Raw genomic sequence first — 20329 nt, forward strand, 5'->3', positions numbered from 1 at the left:
AAAAGAAAATTATGCAGCTGTCATTAAGTATTCCAGCATTATTGTTCCCTGCCATTTCTCTGACCATGTTGGCGTACAATGCGCGATACTTGGCCATCGCTGCCCTAATCAGACAATTACACAAAGAGTTTGAAGCAACAGCAGGCTCACCTCTTGAACGTCAAATTACCCAACTGCGAAAACGGTTAAGCATTATTAAAAACATGCAGGCAAGCGCCATTGTCAGTTTTCTACTTTCAGCTGTCTCCATGTTCCTAATCTATGTAGAGCTGAATGTCTGGGCAAATATTATATTCGGCATCAGTTTGATAGCACTGATGATTTCCTTGTTTTTATCATTGATTGAGGTTCAATTGTCAACCAAAGCTTTGGGAATACAATTGAAAAATATGCAGAAATAAAACTAAACAACTACAACCATACCATGCAAACGGACCGAAGAAAACGCATCAAATCCATTGATATGTTGCGAGGACTTGTAATGATCATTATGGCACTCGATCATGTCCGTGATTACTTTCACTATGATGCTTTCTTTTTTGACCCAACCGATTTAACAAAAACAAATGTTGCCTTATTTTGGACTCGTTTTGTCACCCATTTTTGCGCGCCAGTTTTTGTTTTCTTAGCGGGAACCTCAGCCTTTTTTGTTGGCCAACGCAGGGATAAAAAATCATTGTCCATTTGGTTGTTAAAAAGAGGGCTATGGTTACTTATTGCGGAGCTAACCATAATAAAATTGGCATGGATGTTCCAATTGGATTATACTACCACATTATTACAGGTTATCTGGGTATTGGGTATGAGCATGATTTTTTTGGCTGGCTTCATCTATTTTCCAAAGAAATTAATGATTGTATTGGCAATTATTGTGGTATGCGGTCATAATCTCCTCGATTCAATAGCTCCAACCACGCCAATATCTTCAGGAATTTGGACTTTTTTACACGTTTTTAATATTGTTGATCTAGGAGGTTTTCAGGTTTTTGTGGGTTACCCTTTGATTCCTTGGATATTTGTAATGCCTCTTGGCTATTATTTTGGTGAATTATATAAACCTTCGGTTGATTCTAAATTCAGAATAAAACGATTGTTTCAATTAGGCTTGGGTCTAACACTTTTATTTTTTGTGCTCCGTATGATTAACATATACGGAGATCCATATACGTGGTCCCAACAAGAATCTTTTGGATTAACCATAGCCTCTTTTTTTAATATCACCAAATATCCTCCATCATTGTTTTATTTGCTGATAACCTTAGGACCCTCCATTATTTTCCTAGCACTGGCGGAACGTTGGCAGGGAAAGTTAACGGACAGGTTAGTTGTTATTGGCAGAGTACCCATGTTTTTTTACATAGTACACATCTATGTGATTCATTTTTTTGCGGTACTTGCCGCACTGGCAACAGGTTTTAGTTTTTCTGATATGACAATAGATATTTGGGTAACACTACAACCAGAACTCCAAGGATATGGATTTAATCTTTGGATTGTTTATCTTATTTGGATTATTTTGACAATTGCCATGTATCCCATTTGTAGTTGGTACAATGATTATAAGACCGCCCATAGAGAAAAATGGTGGTTGAGTTATTTATAAGCAACTTATCCGCTAGTTTGCATCTATAAAGTGTTTGTTGATTACATATTTTTTCGCATGAAAAGGATATTCATTTTCAGCCTATTCCCATTACTTTTTCTATCCTGTAGTAAGGATTTGGAACAAGGAAGAGAATCCTTGATCGGGACATGGAAAGTTACATACATTAAATCCAGTTATGGGGAATTTTTCACCAATGGTGCTGGCTCAACCGAGGTCCTTGAGGAAGATGGTGATTTAGGAACATTTATTTTTAATGAAACAACGGTTGATTTTGATTTTGTAAGAAACGACACCTTGTATGCAGGAAGCGCACTATGGAATCTGGATCTGGAAAAGATACGATCAGGATTTTTCCGTGAGAACTCCTTTACCCTATCCATTGAAGAGAATTTTATTTTTGATGCCCAGTTTGGGAATGCTACCAGGAATGCTGAAAAAAACGCCACCACTCTTTCACTTTTTGAATTCCCCATGGAAGGCCCCGGGGTGGCCATTGAAATGGAGTTAAGCAAGTTTTAGTATTCAAAACGTGTAAGAAACTTTCATCTATACAGCAATCCTTTACTTTCAATAAAAATCAATGATTATTAATATCTTTACCTTCCTTTTTTAAATACAGTTTTAGCTATGAAACGTGTTAGGGACATTGAATTTTTTAAGAACATTAAAGAAATTAGAGAATACGAATTTGGGATATTCTATTTTTTTGATGGTCTTGTAATATCCGAAATGAAAGAGGGCGTGACAATGGATTGGAACATGGCCAAGAAAGCTGTTGCTGCTGCCCATGAAGTTATTGGAGAGGATAAACCCATTGCCTATATCTCCAATCGCATCAATAATTATTATGTAGTGCCATCAGATTGGGTCAAATTCTACAAAAATAGACATCAACTTAATTTTTACTCCGTGGTAGGCAGTACTAAGGGGAGCTTTGCTAGTTTGATTCTCGAGCGCATGTTCTTTCAAAACTCCATTAAACAGTTTTCAGATTTAGAGGAAGCTATTGCATGGAGTCTTGCCAAAATTGAAGAACAAAAAGAATTGGCATAGGGGTTTATTTGCCAATATGAAACAATGCATCTCCCTGATTTACCACAGCTTGGTTATTAATACAAAACACATATCCATCGAAGGGAGCTTTGATTTTTTTGCTTTTTTTGGCGTAAGTGTCCGTAATAGTTCCCAAAACCTCATCTTTGGCAATAGCGCTACCATTTTTTACTGCAGGAATAAACATTCCCGCTCTAGATGCTCGAATCCATCGTGTTGCTTCAACCCGAACTGAAGTCTTTTTTGGCACTTTCCCTGAAAGCATTTGACAACCGATCAAAATGTTTTTTACTCCTTGAATACCTGTTTTTATCGATTGCTCATCAAATCGCATACTTTCTCCAGCTTCATAAACAACAATTGGTTTTTCCATTTTAAAGGCTGTTTTCCTAAAAGAGCCTGCTATCAAGCGTGAAGAAAAATGAAAAGGTGCATTAAACAGCAATGCCAACTCTTTGCTTTTTTCGTCTTCCAAAGTAAATCTAATTTGCGGAAAATTGTTACGGAGGCCACCACCCGTATGCAGATCAACCCCAAAATCTATTTGTGGTAAAATTTCATTGGTATAATGATAGGCAATCCTACTTGCCAATGATCCAGTTCTACTTCCAGGAAAGCTTCTATTTACATCCTTGCCATCCGGCACATCTCTGGAGAAGTGAATAAATCCAAAAATATTTAGAATTGGAACCACAATAACAGCTCCTTTCTTAATTTTAAACTGGCTATCCTGAAGTAGCCTCCTCAATGTTTCCACGCCATTTATTTCATCCCCATGAAGACCAGCTTGCAGCAAAACTGTAGGGCCCGCTTTTTTTCCATTAAAAACATGAACAGGAATATCGATTAATGTCCCAGTTGGTAAACGTGCAATATTGATTTTCACCAACTTGTTTTCCCCAGGTGAAATCGTCTCTCCATTTATGACAATAACTTTATTTTCTTCGTCTGCGGCCATTTTTTTCAACAAATTGAATGATATGCTTTGCTACATTTATACCTGTTGCACCCTCTATGCCCTGAAGTCCAGGAGATGCATTGACCTCAATCAAAACTGCCCCTTTTTTAGACCGCATTAAATCCACCCCCGCAACGCCCAAACCTAAATACTTGGTTGCATTCAAGGCAATAAATTGTTCTTTTGCCGTAGGTTCAATCGCCTCAGTCTCGCCCCCCCTGTGCACATTGGACCTAAAATCATCCAGATCGCTTATCCGCTTCATGCTCGCTACAACCTTGTTGCCAACAACTATAATTCGAATATCTTCCCCGTTGGCTTCTTCTATATATTTTTGGAGTAAAATACTCGTATCCATTTTGTAAAAAGTGTCGATAATGGATTTGGCAGATTTTTTGGTCTCCGCCAAAATCACTCCACTCCCGTGGGTTCCCTCTTGCAGTTTTATGATTACAGGAGGTCCTCCCAACAGTTCAATCTGCTCTCCAATATTATTAGGGTTGATAGAAAAAAGTGTCTCCGGAATTGGAATTCCTTTTCGCGCCATAATTTGAAGCGTCCTGACTTTATTTCGCGCTCTGGTAATTCCTAAAGAACGGGCCGTACTGAAAACATTGTTCATCTCAAATTGTTTTACAATAGCGGCACCATGTCGGGTAACTTTGGCGCCTATCCTGGGAATAATAGCATCAAATTCATCTGTAACATTTTCCTCTCCCAAATAAATCTGTGGTTTTTCATCACCTAATTTAACCGAGCATTTTGTGTGGTCTATCAATTCAACATAGTGACCCGCTTTTTGAGCTTCCTCCACTATTCTCTTGGTTGAATGCACGTTAAGACTAACAGATAAAATGGCAATATCCACAGTTATTTTTTGCTTGGTTTTAAACTTGTCTTCAATATCGGTTAAAAAAAATAATCATTCCATTCTATTTAAAATTTTATTTCTCTACCATCTATACAATTTTGTATACCACCTAAAACTTAAATACACCACACATCCAGTTTAGAGGCTACTTTTAATTCACTCAAATCAAAGCGCTAAAAATGAACTGGAATTTATTTAATGCAATCATATTAGTGGCAATCATACCAATAGTCGCTTTATGCCTCTATAAGATCATACAATACAAGAAAGACAAAATGTCCCAATATATTTATTGGTACATTTTGCTGTCCAATTTTGTTATTATCCAAGTTATTTTAATCGATTCTGGCATTACCAAAATGTATCCCTTACTATTGTTATTCTACATGCCTTTTCAATTTTTGTGCCCTACTCTTTTCACCGCTTTTGCCTATGCCTATATTGAGCGTGCTGAGGTTTTCAAGAAATATAGAACCTATTTTTTAATTCCCTTTTTTCTGTTTTTTGGGCTTTATACTTTTTTTAAGCTTAATGTTTTGATGGGCTACTCATATCTACCGGCAAGATCAGTTGCTAAATTTAACGCAGTCTGGGATGAAAACAGTGCTTTGGCATTTGCCTTGATGGCGGCAATTTGGAACTATAGGACCATAAAAAAATATGAGAACAGCATTGGAAGTTTACCCTATCAAATAGTTCAAAGAAAGACCCAATGGCTTAAAAAAATGTATTTCTACATGGTTTTTCTTTGCCTTCTATGGCTGGGGGTCATAATAGGAATCAAAGTAATTGACGGCTGGTCCGGTCATGGTCCGTATTATCCGCTGTGGGGTCTTTTTATTGTCTTTTATTATGGACTTTTCTTTTTAGGGAAAAAGCATCTTAATGAGATAAAACATAAAAAAGAGCTTCAAAAAACAACTTTTAAATCCATTAACGACAATTTCCAAATATCCGCTTTACAACATATCTTCAATGAAACAGAACTACTTTCTATCCATGAAAGTCGATATGATGTGACTGAAATTCTTGGGTATTTTGCCACATCCCTTTTTGATAAAAAGAATGAAACCGAGGTGGTCTGGGATATTACCAAAAATTGCATTGCCAAACTTGGGCTTGAGGATTGTGTAGTATATTTTTGGAATGAAAACCAAGAAGTTTTGCAACAAAAAGCCGCCTACGGCAGCAAGAATTTTGGAAATAAAAAAGTTCTTAGCCCCATTGAAATTCAGCTAGGAAAGGGAATTGTTGGCACAGCTGGCAAAAACAAGAAATGGGAACTGGTGAATGATGTTGAAAAAGACAATCGCTACCTTCTGGATGATAAAAAAAGGCGTTCAGAATTGGCTGTGCCTTTAGTCTATGAAGATAGATTGCTTGGGGTTCTTGATTCTGAAAGTTCCAAGAAAGACTTTTTTACCGAACGTCATCTACTACTTTTTCAATTGATTGCAAAACTTACGGCAACCAAGCTTGCCCAAATAAATACTGCCTCTTCCTTTACACTAACTAATGATAATATTTATTACAAAGAACTTTTGAACTGGTTTGAGAAAGAAAAGCCCTATTTGAACCCTTCTTTGAGTCTAGTATTAGTAAGTGAATATCTTAACATCAGTGCTGGATACCTTTCGCAAATTGTGAATACACTTGGTGGTATGAACTTTTCAGAATTCATCAATTTGTATCGTGTCAATGAATCCAAGAAAATGTTGACTGGCTTAAGTTTTTCCAATTATACAATTGTTTCCATAGGTCTTGAGGCGGGTTTCAACTCAAAATCAGTATTCTACACCGCTTTCAAAAAACGTACTGGGCTCACACCTTCTGAGTACCGTCAGCAACAACTTATGTTGTCCTGATTCTTCAAAATTGAAAGAAACTGGACAATCTGCACAAGGAGTGATTATAGGTTTGTCAACAAATTATAAACCTCAATTATTATGCAGAAAAAAAAGAGATTGTTCAATGGATTTTTTATGGCGCTAATTGGCGCATTACTTATTGTTTCCTGCTCCGCTGAAGATGGAGCTACTGGTCCGATTGGGCCTCAGGGAGAACAAGGTGAAGCCGGACCTCAAGGTGAGGCAGGCGCAGACGGTGCCGATGGCGCTCAAGGGGAACAAGGCGAACCAGGCACTGCCAATGTTATTTATTCTGGTTGGATTGATTCTGAGTTTGATAATAATATTATCACAATATCAGCTTCGTTTACTATTAATGCACCATTGATTACAGATGATATCATAAATGAAGGAGTGATCTTAGTTTTTGGGCGTTCTACCCCAGCACCGGTAACCAATGATACCGATGTTTTTCCATTACCTATTGTTTTTGGAGCAGCACGGCAACAATCCTACTATTTTAGAGCAGAGCAAGCAGGAGAGTTGGTCATAACTGTTGCTGCAAATGAAGAAGGTGAAGCAGTTGGTGTTCCTTTTTTTGGGGAATATCGCTATATCCTCATTCCTGGTGAAGAACCTGCTGGCACAACAATAATTATTGGAACTACTGGTTCAAAACAGGAACCCCTAGATTATTCAAAAATGTCTTACGAAGAGGTCATAGAATTCTTCAATATTGAATAGTAATGTCCAAAACCCTCGACAATATCCTAAAATTGTCGAGGGTTGTTTTTGTTCATAATCTATCCCCTAGCTAAACCTTACATTATGAAAGCTTTTCCCTCAAAAAAATATTTCTTTCTACCCACTATATTTTTTTCAATTGCCTGCAGCAAAGACCATTCAGAAAACAATGTTTCAGTGGTTTATAATCAGTTGTTTACACAACAAAGTTTAGGTTTACCGAGTCTACTGGTGAACCAACAGTAAGATTAGCAAGGAAACGAAGAGACATTTTAACCAATACACTTCCAAATGCCTCTCTAGAGGGTTTTGAATACGTAAAGTTTGTTTATCCTGATTCCGAAAGTTTAAGAGGTTACTTTTATTTGGAATGGGATTAGTGTTAACCATATTCTAATATAATTTGGTTACAGCCCCAGTAATGGGGCTTTTTTGTTGAATGTTATACTTCTTTTTATGTCTAAATCCCAAGACAAATTCAACAAACACAAATTCACCTTATAATCAATCTAAATAAGACCCCTTGTCTTGTTGAAAGCTTGTTAAAAACTTAGTTGTGCCGTAAATTTGTAGGTAAAACCAGCACTAATGAGTGGATTGATAAAATCTTCGATTGCCCGTAAAGTAGTGATGGCACTTTCGGGCCTTTTTCTAGTATTTTTTCTTGTTTTACACGTTACCATTAACCTTGCCTCTGTAATATCTCCGGAGTTTTTTAACGAAGCTTCCCATTTTATGGGGTACAACCCTTTGGTGCAATATCTTATGCAACCAATTCTAATTATTGGTGTTATAGTCCATTTTGTAATGGGCTTTGTACTTGAAATTCAGAACAGAAATGCCAGGGGTATTGGCTATGTGAAGTATAAAGGCAGCGCTAATGCTCCTTGGGTATCCAGAAATATGATTTATTCAGGTTTGGTTATCCTTGCATTTTTAGGATTACATTTTTATGATTTTTGGATTCATGAAATGACCTATAAATATATTGAAGCAAATCCAGAAGACCCAACACGCTACTATGCCGAGACCGTAGAGAAATTTGCCCCTTTTTGGCGAACCATCATTTATGTGGTTTCTTTTGTATTGCTAAGTCTTCATTTATGGCACGGGTTTTCATCATCGTTCCAAAGTATGGGTGTCAACAATAAGTACACTCCCGCCATTAAAACTTTTACAAAACTATTTGCAGTGGTCGTACCCTTAGCTTTTGCTTTTATAGCATTGTACCACCACCTTAACCCAATAACACATTAATTATGGGAGTATTGGATTCTAGAGAGCCAAAAGGGCCATTGGCCAATAAATGGACAAATCATAAAAACGAAATAGACCTGGTTAACCCCGCCAACAAACGTAATATTGACATTATCATAGTTGGGACCGGTTTAGCAGGAGGTTCGGCTGCAGCAACACTCGCCGAATTAGGATATAATGTAAAAACATTTTGTTATCAAGATTCCCCAAGAAGAGCACATTCCATTGCTGCCCAAGGTGGTGTAAATGCAGCCAAGAATTATCAGGGTGACGGAGATAGCGTTTATCGTTTGTTTTATGATACCGTAAAAGGAGGGGATTACCGTTCCCGCGAATCCAATGTATATCGTTTGGCGGAGGTTTCCACCAATATCATTGACCAATGTGTTGCACAAGGTGTTCCTTTTGCCCGTGAATATGGTGGTCTTTTGGACAACCGTTCTTTTGGTGGAGTATTGGTTTCCAGAACATTCTATGCTAAAGGACAAACGGGACAACAATTGTTGTTGGGCGCTTATGCTGCAATGAACCGACAAATCCAAAGAGGAAAAATAAAATCCTATACCAGACATGAGATGTTGGATTTGGTTTTGGTAGATGGAAAGGCAAGAGGAATTATTGCTAGGGATTTGGTCAGTGGAAAAATAGAAAGACATTCGGCGCACGCCGTAGTTCTTGCAACAGGAGGGTACGGAAATCTATTTTTCCTTTCTACTTACTGTATGGGAGCCAACGTAATGGCTGCATGGAAAGCACATAAAAAAGGTGCTTTTTTCGCAAACCCTTGTTTTACACAGATTCATCCAACATGTATTCCTGTTTCAGGAGATCATCAGTCCAAACTGACGTTGATGTCAGAATCCCTTAGAAACGATGGCCGTATTTGGGTGCCAAAACGTTTAGAGGATGCCCAAGCAATTCGTGAAGGGAAATTAAAACCAACACAATTGGGCGAAGAAGAACGTGACTACTACTTGGAAAGACGTTACCCCGCGTTCGGAAATCTAGTGCCAAGGGATGTTGCTTCAAGGGCGGCAAAAGAACGTTGCGATGCAGGTTTTGGAGTGAATAAAACCGGTGAAGCCGTTTACTTGGATTTTTCTGCAGCAATAATGCGCTACGGAAGAGAGAAGGCCTTGACTTCTGGGATGAAAGATGTTGATGACAACACTATTCGTGAATTAGGTGAAAAAATTGTGGAAGCCAAATATGGTAACCTCTTCCAGATGTATGAAAAAATTGTAGATGAAAATCCATACAAAACTCCAATGATGATTTATCCTGCGGTTCATTATACCATGGGTGGTCTTTGGGTAGATTACAATCTGCAAACTACAATACCCGGTTGTTATGCCGCTGGCGAAGCCAATTTCAGTGATCACGGCGCTAACCGTTTAGGTGCTTCCGCTCTAATGCAAGGTCTGGCAGATGGCTATTTTGTGTTGCCTTACACCATAGGGGATTATCTATCCGATGATATTAGAACAGGACCAATATCCACTGATTCTCCGGAGTTTGATGCCGCTGAAAAGAATGTCACGGATAAGCTTGAAAAATTAATGTCCGGGACGGGAATACATTCCGTTGATTATTACCACAAGAAATTGGGTAAGATCATGTGGAACAAATGCGGAATGTCACGTAACGCAAAGGAATTAAAAGAGGCCATTAAAGAGATTGCTGAATTGCGAAAGGATTTCTGGGAAAATGTGAAAATTCCAGGTAGGCCCGATAGCAAGAACCAAGAACTTGAAAAAGCGGGAAGGGTTGCTGATTTCTTGGAACTCGGAGAGCTTTTCGCAAAGGATGCTTTAGAGCGTAACGAGTCCTGTGGAGGGCACTTTAGGGAAGAATATCAAACTCCCGAAGGAGAAGCGCTGCGTGATGACGAAAATTTCAAATTTGTGTCTGCCTGGGAGTATAAGGGGGAACCAAGTGATGCAAAACTGCACAAAGAAGATTTGGTCTACGAAAACATCAAAGTAAAAACACGTTCTTACAAATAAAAATAGCTATGAAATTATATTTGAAGATTTGGAGACAAAAAAACGCTTCCACCAAAGGACAAATGGTAGATTACACTTTGGACGGTGTGGAAAGTGATATGTCTTTTTTGGAAATGTTGGATATTCTCAATGAGGAACTGATTTCAAAAGGAGAAGAACCTGTTGAATTTGACCATGACTGTCGCGAAGGCATCTGTGGTACTTGTTCATTAATGATCAATGGTCGTCCACACGGACCCGATTCCATGATTACAGTATGTCAATTGCATATGCGTAGTTTTAATGACGGTGATGAAATCGTAATTGAGCCTTGGAGGGCAAAAGCATTTCCTGTAATCAAGGATCTTATTGTGGACAGAACGGCTTTTGATAGAATTCAACAAGCTGGAGGGTATATCTCTGTCAACACATCTGGTAGGCCTGTAGACGCCAATGCAATTCCTATTGAAAAGGAAATGGCAGACAAATCTTTTAATGCTGCAACATGCATTGGTTGTGGTGCCTGTGTAGCTGCTTGTAAAAATGCAAGTGCAATGTTGTTCACTTCGGCAAAAGTATCTCAATTTGCGCTATTGCCACAAGGTCAGGTAGAAGCTGCCGAGCGTGTTGAAAATATGGTACGTCAAATGGACTTGGAAGGTTTTGGAAACTGCACCAATACCGGAGCATGCGAGATTGAATGTCCAAAAGGCATTTCTTTGGAAAACATAGCACGAATGAACCGTGAGTATCTATCTGCCAGTGTGAAAGGATAAACGTATTTGTTTTACAATATAAAAAGCCCGAATTCCACTTTAAGGAGTTCGGGTTTTTTGTTATTTTGATGTATGCCAGAAAAATATCCCGAAGAACGTATAAAAGTACCCCGTTTTAATGAGGAGGCTGGTTTCTACACTACCCCACAGCGCTCAAAAATCATGAGCAAGATTCGTGGCAAAAATACTAAACCGGAACTTGTGTTCAGAAAAGCACTATGGGCTGCCGGCTATCGATACCGTATCGATTATAAAAAATTGATTGGTAAACCGGACATTGTCCTGAATAAATACAAAACGGTCATTTTTATTGACGGGGAGTTTTGGCATGGTCAAAATTGGGAAGAGCGAAAAACCAAAATAAAGACCAATCGTGAATTTTGGATTGCCAAAATTGAACGAAACATGCAGAGGGACAAAGAGGTAAACGAAGAATTGAAACGTTTGCGATATACCATATTTCGATTTTGGGAAAGTGAGGTTAAAAAGAATTTGGAAGTTTGTCTGCAAAAAGTAATCTCCCATTTAGAAAATCATCAAAAAAATGATTACAATTAGTTCAAAATTACCTGATGTGGGCACCAATATATTCACCTATATTGGAAAATTGGCACATCAACATAATGCCGTAAACCTTTCCCAAGGATTCCCTAACTTTAGTCCGGACCCAAAGCTTCTACAACTGGTCGATAAAGCCCTTAAAGGAGGCCATAATCAATATGCGCCAATGCAGGGTACTTTCACCCTTCGTGAAATCATATCAGAAAAAATCAAAACGCTATATGGCAAAACCTATCATCCAGAATCTGAAATAACCATTACCGCAGGGGCCACACAGGCTATTTTTACAGCAATATCCACATTTGTACGCCAAGATGATGAAGTAATAGTGTTAAAGCCCGCCTATGATTGTTATGAACCAGCCATTGAACTTTTTGGCGCTAAGGTAGTTCCCGTACAACTTGAAGGACCGGATTATAAAATTGACTGGAATACCTTTAAATCTGCCATTGGCCCAAAAACGAAAATGGTGATTATCAATACTCCACATAATCCCACGGGGACCATTTGGTCTGAAAATGATATGCTCCAACTGCAAGAAATCCTAAAGGATACCAATATCATTTTGTTGAGTGATGAGGTATATGAACATATTGTTTTTGATGGTAAAGCGCACCAAAGCGTAAGTAAGTTTCCAGATTTGGCTACAAGAAGTATCGTATGCTCCTCTTTTGGAAAGACTTTTCACGTTACCGGGTGGAAAGTTGGTTATTGTATTGCACCGAAATCTTTGATGGAAGAGTTTCAAAAAGTGCACCAGTTCAATGTGTTCTGTGTAAACCATCCTACTCAAAAAGCCTTGACCGAATATTTAAAAACTCCAGGTCACTATCTGGATTTAAACGCGTTCTATCAAAAAAAACGGGATTATTTCTTGGAAGCCGTCAAGGGTTCAAAATTCGAAATGATACCTTCTGCTGGCACTTACTTTCAATTACTCGATTATTCTAAAATTACTAATGAGGGCGATACAGACTTTGCTGAAAGACTTATTAAGGAAAACAAATTGGCCAGCATTCCCGTTTCTGTTTTTAATTTGAACAACAGAGATGATAAGCAACTTCGCTTCTGTTTTGCCAAGACCGATGATGTATTGGACCAAGCGGCTGAAATTTTAAACGGTATCTGAAGTGTAGGTTTGTGTTTGGGGATTATTAAAGTTGTTTTTTGACTACCTCAAAAATCTCGAGAATATCGTCCAAAGGCAATTCAAAATCTTGATACTCCGGAGATTTATTTAGGTTTTGACAATATACCGCATTCTCCTTGCCGTTAAATCCCGTAATCCATTTACAGATAATCCTATCCCTACAGACCAGAATATAAGGCTTGTTACACATTGTTTTGTTTTCTTTTTCAAGAGCTGTTCTGCCCAATTTTAAACCCAGCACAATTGCTTTGTTGGGAATGGCCACAATACTACCGTCATCCATGGAGTTTCCGGAAATTTCAAAAGCTCTGTAAGCTTCATCTCCTAAAAAATCAACAATAAAACCCGATTGAAATGTACTTTTTCCAAAATCATTTTCCACTAAACTTTCTATGTATTCATTTTGATGCTCCGTTAAGATCAATGGTGCCATAACCAAATATTTGCCATGGTCCATAGGGTAAAAAACACTTCCATTTTTGGTAAATGGTTGTCTTCTTATGTAGGTTTCTTGAGCTTCATTGACTTCCTGCAGATACAATTCCGCAATACTTAAATCAAAATAAGCGGCAATTTTTGTAAGATTTTTAATGGGGATATTGGCATCTTTTTTTTCATAAAGCTGTATGGTTCTTAAGCTAACACCAATTTCCAAGGCCAAATCTGATTGGCTAAGGTTTTTTTTACGCCTTAATTGCTTTATTGCGTACATATAATTGCTATATTGTGTAATATTATTACGCATATTAAATTTTGCGCAGCAAAAAATCACATTTCTGTAATTGAATTACAATCAAATATAGAAAATACGATTTGACCCCGATATAATAATCAGTAAACTAATAGATAATTGATATGGGTTCAATCAAACATTTTGATCTTAGAATTAATAGTGACACCATGTTTTTGGAGGAAGATTATGGAAAACCAATCAGTGAAAGGCTTTCTATAATTCTTCGTAGAAACGTTTCAAAAAATGACTTTGCCAATATTGCGATACGCAGCAAGGTTAGTTTTTCAACTATTCGAGATGTGGTATACAGAAGCAATAGTCTTACCAAAACCAATGCAAAGGCAATTTCATTATTGATTCATGCTGCTTTTGAAAATTCAATTGCTTTTAAGCTTCAAGCGGAAGGTGATATTCTATTTTTGGACAATCTTTTAAAGGTCTAATCTTAAAAGCCAATCCGTCTGTTTGTCGTTTCCAATAAAGTAGGGATGGGTCCCAAATTGTTTAAAGCCACGTTTTTGATAAAATTTGATGGCCCGTATATTCCGCTCCCATACGCCCAACCAAATATACGTTTTAGCTTCTTTTCTAGCCAGTTCCACAATATTGTCCAGCATCCAACCGCCTATTTGCTTTCCTTGATAGGATTGAACAACATAAATACGCTCTAATTCAAGAGACTCCCCATCATTAACATCCGTTTGTGCTTCTTTTTCGTTTACTTTAAAATAACCGACCAAAGTTTCTGCATCAAACACAAAATAAAAAGAAGAATTAGGGTTCTTAAGTTCAGACAATAACTTCTCTTTGCCAAAGGCAAAATCCATGTAGTCCTTAAAATCATTGGGGTCATTGTCTTTTTCAAAAGCAGCCCCGAAAGTGTCCCTGGATATCTTTGTCAAAACATCCACATCCAAATTTGTGCACAGACGTAAATTCAACCTCATTAAAAACCATTTTAGGAACTCCAAAGTATTGAAAAAAAAAGGAGCCAAACAAGAATGTTGGCTCCTAAAGTTTTTTGTTGTTCTACCGGATTAAAGCATAAAAAGCTTTTTTATCAATAAAATAAATCCAGTGAAAAAATCATTTCTGTACACTTGGATGTTGTCATCCACAGAAGTTTGGTTTAATTTGGGTGCCATGGTGTTGTTTTTTTATGGTGATAATTTGGGTAAAAAAATCGATTAAAGCAAATATATGATCGATGAATTACCAAATAAAGAAAATGTTGTGTAATAACCTGAATTTGTTGTAAACAAACCGATTAGTATTTATCAGATTTTCATTTCCGGAATTTGACCCTCCACAACCAATCTTCCTTCTGTAGCCTTGACAACATCATCAACAGAAATTCCAGGGGCTCTTTCCAGCAATTTGAAACCTTCGGGAACAACTTCCAAAACGGCAAGGTTTGTTACTATTTTTTTTACACAGCCTACCCCTGTAAGCGGCAAGCTACACTTTTTTAATAGTTTGGATTTTCCTGCCTTGTTGGTATGCATCATAGCGACGATAATATTCTCTGCAGATGCCACAAGGTCCATTGCCCCACCCATACCTTTGACCATTTTCCCAGGAATTTTCCAGTTAGCTATATCTCCATTTTCCGCTACTTCCATTGCTCCCAAAATGGTTAGGTCTACATGTTTTCCCCTGATCATTGCAAAACTCAAGGCAGAATCAAAAAACGATGCCCCAGGGAGCGTCGTTATGGTTTGCTTTCCAGCATTTATAACATCGGCATCCTCTTCACCTTCAAAAGGAAAAGGGCCCATTCCCAAAACCCCATTCTCACTTTGAAATTCAACGCTTATATCATCACGAACAAAATTGGCCACCAAAGTTGGAATTCCGATTCCAAGGTTCACATAGTAACCGTCTTTGACCTCTTTGGCAATTCGTTTAGCTATTCCATTTTTATTTAACATATCTACCCTTTTTGCCTAACGGTTCTTTGTTCAATTCGTTTTTCATAATTGTCTCCTTGAAAAATACGCTGTACAAATATTCCAGGTACATGAATTTCATTGGGCTCCAAACTTCCGGCTGGCAATAGTTCTTCTACTTCAGCCACTGTGATTTTTGCAGCTCCACACATACTGGGATTAAAATTGCGTGCTGTGCCCTTAAATATTAAGTTGCCCGCTTCATCTCCCTTCCAAGCTTTCACAAATGCAAAGTCGGCTTTATAAGCTGGTTCCAAAACATACATCTTTCCATCAAACTCACGGGTTTCCTTCCCTTCCGCTACTTCTGTTCCATATCCTGCTGGAGTATAGAATGCCGGAAAACCGGCTTGGGCTGCTCTGCATTTTTCTGCTAATGTACCTTGAGGAGTTAGTTCAACTTCTAACTCTCCGCTCAGCATTTGGCGTTCAAATTCATCGTTTTCACCAACATAGGATGAAATCATTTTTTTGATCTGATGCTGTTGTAAAAGCAATCCCAGACCAAAATCATCTACCCCAGCATTATTGGAAATACATGTAATGTCCTTAACTCCTAATCTGAACAACTCCCCTATTGCATTTTCTGGGATTCCACACAACCCAAATCCCCCTAGCATAAAGGTCATCCCATCCGAAACACCAGCTAATGCTTTTTTTACATCTGGAACTGTCTTTTTAATCATCTATTCTTTATTTTCTGATTGCTTGAAATTACGATTTAAATAAAAAAGCCCCAAGCTAAAGATATAGCTTGGGGCAAAATTTTCTGAACTAAACGATTAGAATCCTACATCTTCCATATCGTCTTCTGTATCCAAATCATCTTGAAGGTCTTGCAGTATTTTTGTGCAATCTACATTAATGGACAAATCCTCTGGCTCTTCAAAAGCGTCTTTGGAAACACCCAGTTCTTCATTCTCATAATTTTTCTTCATGTACAAGCCCCAAATAGGCAATGCCATAGAAGCGCCTTGACCATAAAGAATACTTTTAAAATGGACAGCTCGATTTTCACCACCTACCCAGACTCCTGTAACCAAATTAGGCACCATTCCCATAAACCAACCATCACTTTGATTTTGAGTTGTTCCTGTTTTACCTGCAATTGGGTTGGTCAATTCATACGGATACCCTGTTATTATATCTTTATAAACTGATTGATTTTTTGCAAAAGTGTGTCTCAACCTAGTGCCCGAACCTCCTTGGGTCACCCCTTCCATAAGGTTCACCATAGCATAGGCTACATCTTTACTTAAAACGTCCTTTGTCTCCGGCACGTATTCATAAAGTACTGTGCCATTTTTATCTTCAATTCGGGTTACCATGACAGGCTTTACATAAACCCCCTGATTGGCATAGGTTCCAAACGCTCCTACCATTTCATAAACATTAACCTCTGGAACTCCCAAGGCTATTGCAGGCACTTCCAAAATTTCTCGTGTTATGCCCATATTTTTGGCAATGTTTACAACTGATCCAGGACCAACTTTGTCTATTAATTGCGCGGTAACCGTATTTACAGAATTGGCCAATGCATTTTTAAGGGTTAAATTTTTCCCAGAATATTTGCCATCAGAGTTTTTGGGACACCATGCTTCCATATTCCCATGCTTTAAGGGTTCAATGCAATATTGATTGTCTGGTAGTGAATCGCAAGGGGAATAACGCAATTGATCAATAGCAGCGGCATAAACAAAGGGTTTGAATGTAGACCCTGCTTGTCTTGTTCCTTGAAATACCTGATCGTATTGAAAATGTTTATAGTCAACACCGCCTACCCATGCTTTTACGTGTCCAGTCTGAGGTTCCATAGACATCATGGCCGTTCTTAAAAAGGTTTTATAGTATCTAATGGAATCCATTGGAGTCATAATGGTATCCTTGTCAAAGGAATCACTATTCCAATCAAATACCGTCATCCCTTTTTTCTGATGGAAAATCTCTTCTATTTCCTTTTCAGATTTTCCCATTCTACTGAGATTACGCCACATTTCAGATTGTTTCATAGCGCGACGCATAATAGTATCTATAGCTCCTTTAGTCAAATCCAAAAATGGGGCAGTTGGGTTGCGCTTTGGGGTGTTTTGGTGGAAAAACTCAGCTTGTAAATTTTTCATGTGTTCCCGTACAGCTTCTTCAGCATTTTTCTGCATCCTGGAATCAACTGTCGTATATACTTTTAACCCGTCCAAGTAAATGTTATACTTTTCACCATCAGGTTTAGGGTTGTCTTTAGCCCATCCATTTAACCAGCGTTGCATATACATACGAAAATAGGTGGCCAGACCCTCATTATGCAATTCCGGGCTATAATTTAAGTTTAATTCCAATGCTTGGAGTGAATCTTTTTGCTTTTCGGAAATGTACTCATATTTGGCCATCTGAGATAAAACCACATTTCTTCTATTCCTTGTGCCCACAGGGTTTCTATGTGGTCTTGGGTTATAGAAAGAGGAGTTTTTGAACATCCCAACCAGCATGGCTGCTTCTTCTGTTCTTAACTCCATGGGCTCTTTTCCAAAATAAACTCTTGCAGCTGAACGAATACCATCGGCATTATTGCCAAAATCATAGATGTTGAAATACATGGCTATGATTTCTTCTTTGGTATAATTGCGCTCCAAACGGGTCGCAATAACCCACTCTTTGACTTTTTGAAGATACCTTCTCCAATCTTGTGCTTTTCTTCCAACAAACAATTGTCTTGCCAATTGCTGTGAAATGGTACTGGCTCCACCTTTGGTGCCAAGAAATGCAAAAGCTCTAAGAGTTCCTCTGGCATCTATTCCAGCGTGATTATAATAACGTGCATCTTCAGTTGCAATTAAGGCGTTAACCAAATTCTCAGGAAGATTCTTATAATCCAACCAGGTACGATTATCATCTAAAAAATATTTCCCTAAAGTTTCTCCGTCTGAAGAAATAAGTTCTGTGGCCAAATTAGTTTGGGGGTTTTCTAAATGCTCAAATGTTGGCATTTCACCAAATGCCCCCCAAGCCGCCAAAAGAAAAATCAATATAGCGAAGAGAATGCCCGACCCAAATAGAATCCAAAACCATTTAATATATGTGAAGAAGCCTTTTTGCTTTTTTTGTTTAGCCTTTGCCATTGTTATTGGGTGCTTTTTTCAATTTCCAAACCTACATCGGTAATGCCTTCAAGGGTATGGATACCATCCACATCCCCATTTTTGCGCATTGCGTGTGCAATACTCACTTTATATACGCCAGAATCAGGAAAAACGATTTTTTCATGGAACCAAAGTTTATTTTCCTTGATGCTCCCCAAACCTTGGCCCAGCCATTCCCCCGATGGTTCTGACATTTTATATTCTAATGTATCCTTTATGGTTTCTCCATTGGGATATTCCAATTCAGCAATTAAAAATAAATTGCTGAACGGGAATGTATTATCGTTTCTAATATTAATGAACATGTTATAGGGTTCAATAGAATCTAGTTCTGAAAATTGAAAATGTACAGTTTCATCTAAATTCCATTTACCATTTGCCATAGGTTCATAATCCGAAAAAACTAGATTGCTGTTACATGAAACTAAACATATTGCTAAAACTAGGACTGTGAAGAAATTATTGTGCATTACGGGAAGCTTTCGGTTTGTTTTTTCTTCGCTTTTTGTTGTTTCTCTTGTTTTTTCTGGGTTTATCAAAACGAGTAAGGCTGTCCTGGCCTACAACATTTTCAAAAACCAACTTCTCTTCGTTTACATTATCTTGTGCGTATTCTTCTAGACTGGCTATTTTTTCATTTTTCTTATTCATTTCAAGAATTTCCGTTACATGCTCTTTATGCAACGCATGCCATGTAGCCGGGTCATCCCGGTATGAAAACCAGAGTGTTTCTTTGAAAATATCTGCTTTTTGACAAAAGGCTATGCCTTTTTCGGTCATTAGCTTGCTGTCTTGTGACGGAAAATCCTTCAATGCTTCCAGGTACATATCCAGCTCATAATTGAGGCAACATTTGAGCTTTCCGCACTGACCTGCCAACTTTTGGGGGTTCAATGCCAATTGCTGGTATCTGGCTGAAGCTGTACTTACCGATCTAAAATCGGTCAGCCAAGTTGAGCAACAAAGTTCTCGCCCACATGAGCCAATTCCTCCCAAACGCTGTGCTTCTTGTCTGTAACCTATTTGGCGCATTTCAATTCGGATACTAAAAGCTTTGGCCATATCCTTTATCAATTGCCTAAAATCTACCCGGTCTTCTGCTGTGTAATAGAATGTGGCTTTTGAACCATCTCCTTGAAATTCAACATCGCTAAGCTTCATTTGAAGTTTTAATGAAATAGCAATTTCCCTAGATCTTTTCTGAATTTCGGGTTCTTTATCTCTACATTTTTGCCAAATGTCAATATCCCGTTGTGAAGCTTTTCTGTAGATTTTGAGTACCGACTCATCGTCAAATGCAACTTTCTTTTTCTTCATTTGCACTTTTACCAACTCCCCTGTAAGGGTGACTATGCCGATATCATGGCCAGATTTGGCCTGTGTGGCCACAACATCACCAATGGCCAATGGAAGATTCTCCGTATTCCTAAAAAAACCTTTTCTACTATTCTTGAAACGTACCTCAACACAATCAAAAGGTTTTTGACCGTTGGGTAGCGACATATTGGAAAGCCAATCAAAAACGGTTAGCTTGTTACAACCATCTGTGCCGCAAGTACCATTGTTCTTGCAACCACGCGGTTGTCCATCCTTGCCGGTTGAACAACTGCTACATCCCATATTTTGTATCTTGATTTAAAGAAATGACCAGCATTTCCTTAAAAAGGGTTCATAAATAACTAATTGTAAATATAGCACAAATTGT

At 38.2% G+C, this 20329-nt stretch carries 21 protein-coding genes; 12 read left to right on the plus strand and 9 right to left on the minus strand.

The annotated features are described in order from the left end of the window. Nucleotides 1-11: 11 nt before the first annotated feature. The 4 genes from AAY42_RS12090 (at nt 12) to AAY42_RS12105 (ending at nt 2659) form a co-directional block, all read left to right on the plus strand. Nucleotides 12-401, plus strand: a complete 390-nt coding sequence (locus AAY42_RS12090; RefSeq protein WP_055395548.1) for a DUF2721 domain-containing protein — start codon at nt 12-14, stop codon at nt 399-401. A 23-nt stretch (nt 402-424) separates the two neighbouring features. Beyond that, nucleotides 425-1603: an acetyltransferase domain-containing protein gene (locus AAY42_RS12095; protein WP_082433426.1), complete on the plus strand. Its 1179-nt coding sequence runs from the start codon at nt 425-427 to the stop codon at nt 1601-1603. 57 nt (nt 1604-1660) lie between these two features. Next, complete coding sequence (locus AAY42_RS12100) at nt 1661-2125, plus strand: hypothetical protein (RefSeq protein WP_055395550.1); 465 nt, start codon at nt 1661-1663, stop codon at nt 2123-2125. A gap of 108 nt (nt 2126-2233) precedes the next feature. Then, complete coding sequence (locus tag AAY42_RS12105; protein ID WP_055395552.1) at nt 2234-2659, plus strand: hypothetical protein; 426 nt, start codon at nt 2234-2236, stop codon at nt 2657-2659. Nucleotides 2660-2663: 4 nt separating this feature from the next. On the opposite strand, the gene AAY42_RS12110 is transcribed toward AAY42_RS12105, so the two are convergent. Together AAY42_RS12110 and AAY42_RS12115 are read right to left on the minus strand one after the other, a co-directional pair. Continuing rightward, nucleotides 2664-3617: a succinylglutamate desuccinylase/aspartoacylase family protein gene (locus tag AAY42_RS12110; RefSeq protein ID WP_055395554.1), complete on the minus strand. Its 954-nt coding sequence runs from the start codon at nt 3615-3617 to the stop codon at nt 2664-2666. After that, complete coding sequence (locus tag AAY42_RS12115; protein WP_055395556.1) at nt 3595-4485, minus strand: RimK family alpha-L-glutamate ligase; 891 nt, start codon at nt 4483-4485, stop codon at nt 3595-3597. The genes AAY42_RS12110 and AAY42_RS12115 overlap by 23 nt, the downstream gene beginning before the upstream one ends. 182 nt (nt 4486-4667) lie before the next feature. On the opposite strand from AAY42_RS12115, the gene AAY42_RS12120 reads away from it, so the two are divergent. From AAY42_RS12120 to AAY42_RS12150, 7 genes are all read left to right on the plus strand, one after another. Beyond that, nucleotides 4668-6353 (plus strand): helix-turn-helix domain-containing protein, encoded by a 1686-nt coding sequence (locus tag AAY42_RS12120; protein ID WP_055395558.1) that lies wholly within the window; start codon nt 4668-4670, stop codon nt 6351-6353. Between the two features lie 81 nt (nt 6354-6434). Then, a complete protein-coding gene (locus tag AAY42_RS18320; RefSeq protein WP_055395559.1) occupies nt 6435-7079 on the plus strand; it encodes a collagen-like protein in 645 nt (214 codons plus the stop codon). A gap of 588 nt (nt 7080-7667) precedes the next feature. Further along, complete coding sequence (locus tag AAY42_RS12130; RefSeq protein WP_055395560.1) at nt 7668-8336, plus strand: succinate dehydrogenase cytochrome b subunit; 669 nt, start codon at nt 7668-7670, stop codon at nt 8334-8336. Nucleotides 8337-8338: 2 nt separating this feature from the next. Next, nucleotides 8339-10342, plus strand: a complete 2004-nt coding sequence (locus AAY42_RS12135) for a fumarate reductase/succinate dehydrogenase flavoprotein subunit (RefSeq protein WP_055395562.1) — start codon at nt 8339-8341, stop codon at nt 10340-10342. 8 nt (nt 10343-10350) lie between these two features. Then, on the plus strand, nt 10351-11097 hold the full coding sequence (locus AAY42_RS12140; RefSeq protein WP_055395564.1) for a succinate dehydrogenase/fumarate reductase iron-sulfur subunit: 747 nt from the start codon (nt 10351-10353) through the stop codon (nt 11095-11097). A gap of 72 nt (nt 11098-11169) precedes the next feature. Further along, nucleotides 11170-11655 carry a very short patch repair endonuclease gene (locus AAY42_RS12145; protein WP_055395566.1) on the plus strand — a complete coding sequence of 162 codons (486 nt, stop codon included), beginning with the start codon at nt 11170-11172 and terminating at the stop codon, nt 11653-11655. Next, nucleotides 11642-12787: a methionine aminotransferase gene (locus AAY42_RS12150; RefSeq protein ID WP_055395568.1), complete on the plus strand. Its 1146-nt coding sequence runs from the start codon at nt 11642-11644 to the stop codon at nt 12785-12787. The genes AAY42_RS12145 and AAY42_RS12150 overlap by 14 nt, the downstream gene beginning before the upstream one ends. A gap of 25 nt (nt 12788-12812) precedes the next feature. On the opposite strand, the gene AAY42_RS12155 is transcribed toward AAY42_RS12150, so the two are convergent. Next, nucleotides 12813-13520, minus strand: a complete 708-nt coding sequence (locus tag AAY42_RS12155) for an XRE family transcriptional regulator (RefSeq protein ID WP_175288764.1) — start codon at nt 13518-13520, stop codon at nt 12813-12815. A gap of 143 nt (nt 13521-13663) precedes the next feature. Here AAY42_RS12155 and AAY42_RS12160 point away from each other — a divergent pair, with 143 nt between their 5' ends. Next, nucleotides 13664-13984: a hypothetical protein gene (locus AAY42_RS12160; protein ID WP_055395572.1), complete on the plus strand. Its 321-nt coding sequence runs from the start codon at nt 13664-13666 to the stop codon at nt 13982-13984. On the opposite strand, the gene AAY42_RS12165 is transcribed toward AAY42_RS12160, so the two are convergent. From AAY42_RS12165 to AAY42_RS12190, 6 genes are all read right to left on the minus strand, one after another. Next, nucleotides 13973-14488: a GNAT family N-acetyltransferase gene (locus AAY42_RS12165; RefSeq protein WP_055395574.1), complete on the minus strand. Its 516-nt coding sequence runs from the start codon at nt 14486-14488 to the stop codon at nt 13973-13975. The genes AAY42_RS12160 and AAY42_RS12165 overlap by 12 nt on opposite strands. Before the next feature lie 330 nt (nt 14489-14818). Beyond that, a complete protein-coding gene (locus tag AAY42_RS12170; RefSeq protein ID WP_055395576.1) occupies nt 14819-15472 on the minus strand; it encodes a 3-oxoacid CoA-transferase subunit B in 654 nt (217 codons plus the stop codon). Between the two features lie 2 nt (nt 15473-15474). Further along, entirely contained in the window at nt 15475-16176 is a 702-nt protein-coding gene (locus tag AAY42_RS12175) for a CoA transferase subunit A (RefSeq protein ID WP_055395578.1), read from the minus strand. Nucleotides 16177-16272: 96 nt separating this feature from the next. Then, nucleotides 16273-18603, minus strand: coding sequence for a penicillin-binding protein 1A (locus tag AAY42_RS12180; protein ID WP_055395580.1), 2331 nt, complete (start codon nt 18601-18603; stop codon nt 16273-16275). A 2-nt stretch (nt 18604-18605) separates the two neighbouring features. Beyond that, a complete protein-coding gene (locus AAY42_RS12185) occupies nt 18606-19094 on the minus strand; it encodes a gliding motility lipoprotein GldH (protein ID WP_055397917.1) in 489 nt (162 codons plus the stop codon). Then, nucleotides 19084-20244 carry a PSP1 domain-containing protein gene (locus tag AAY42_RS12190; protein ID WP_055395582.1) on the minus strand — a complete coding sequence of 387 codons (1161 nt, stop codon included), beginning with the start codon at nt 20242-20244 and terminating at the stop codon, nt 19084-19086. Before AAY42_RS12190 ends, AAY42_RS12185 begins: the two co-directional genes overlap by 11 nt. Nucleotides 20245-20329: the final 85 nt, after the last annotated feature.

Origin of the sequence: Flagellimonas eckloniae (genome assembly GCF_001413955.1) — a bacterium.
GTDB classification, from domain to species: domain Bacteria; phylum Bacteroidota; class Bacteroidia; order Flavobacteriales; family Flavobacteriaceae; genus Flagellimonas; species Flagellimonas eckloniae.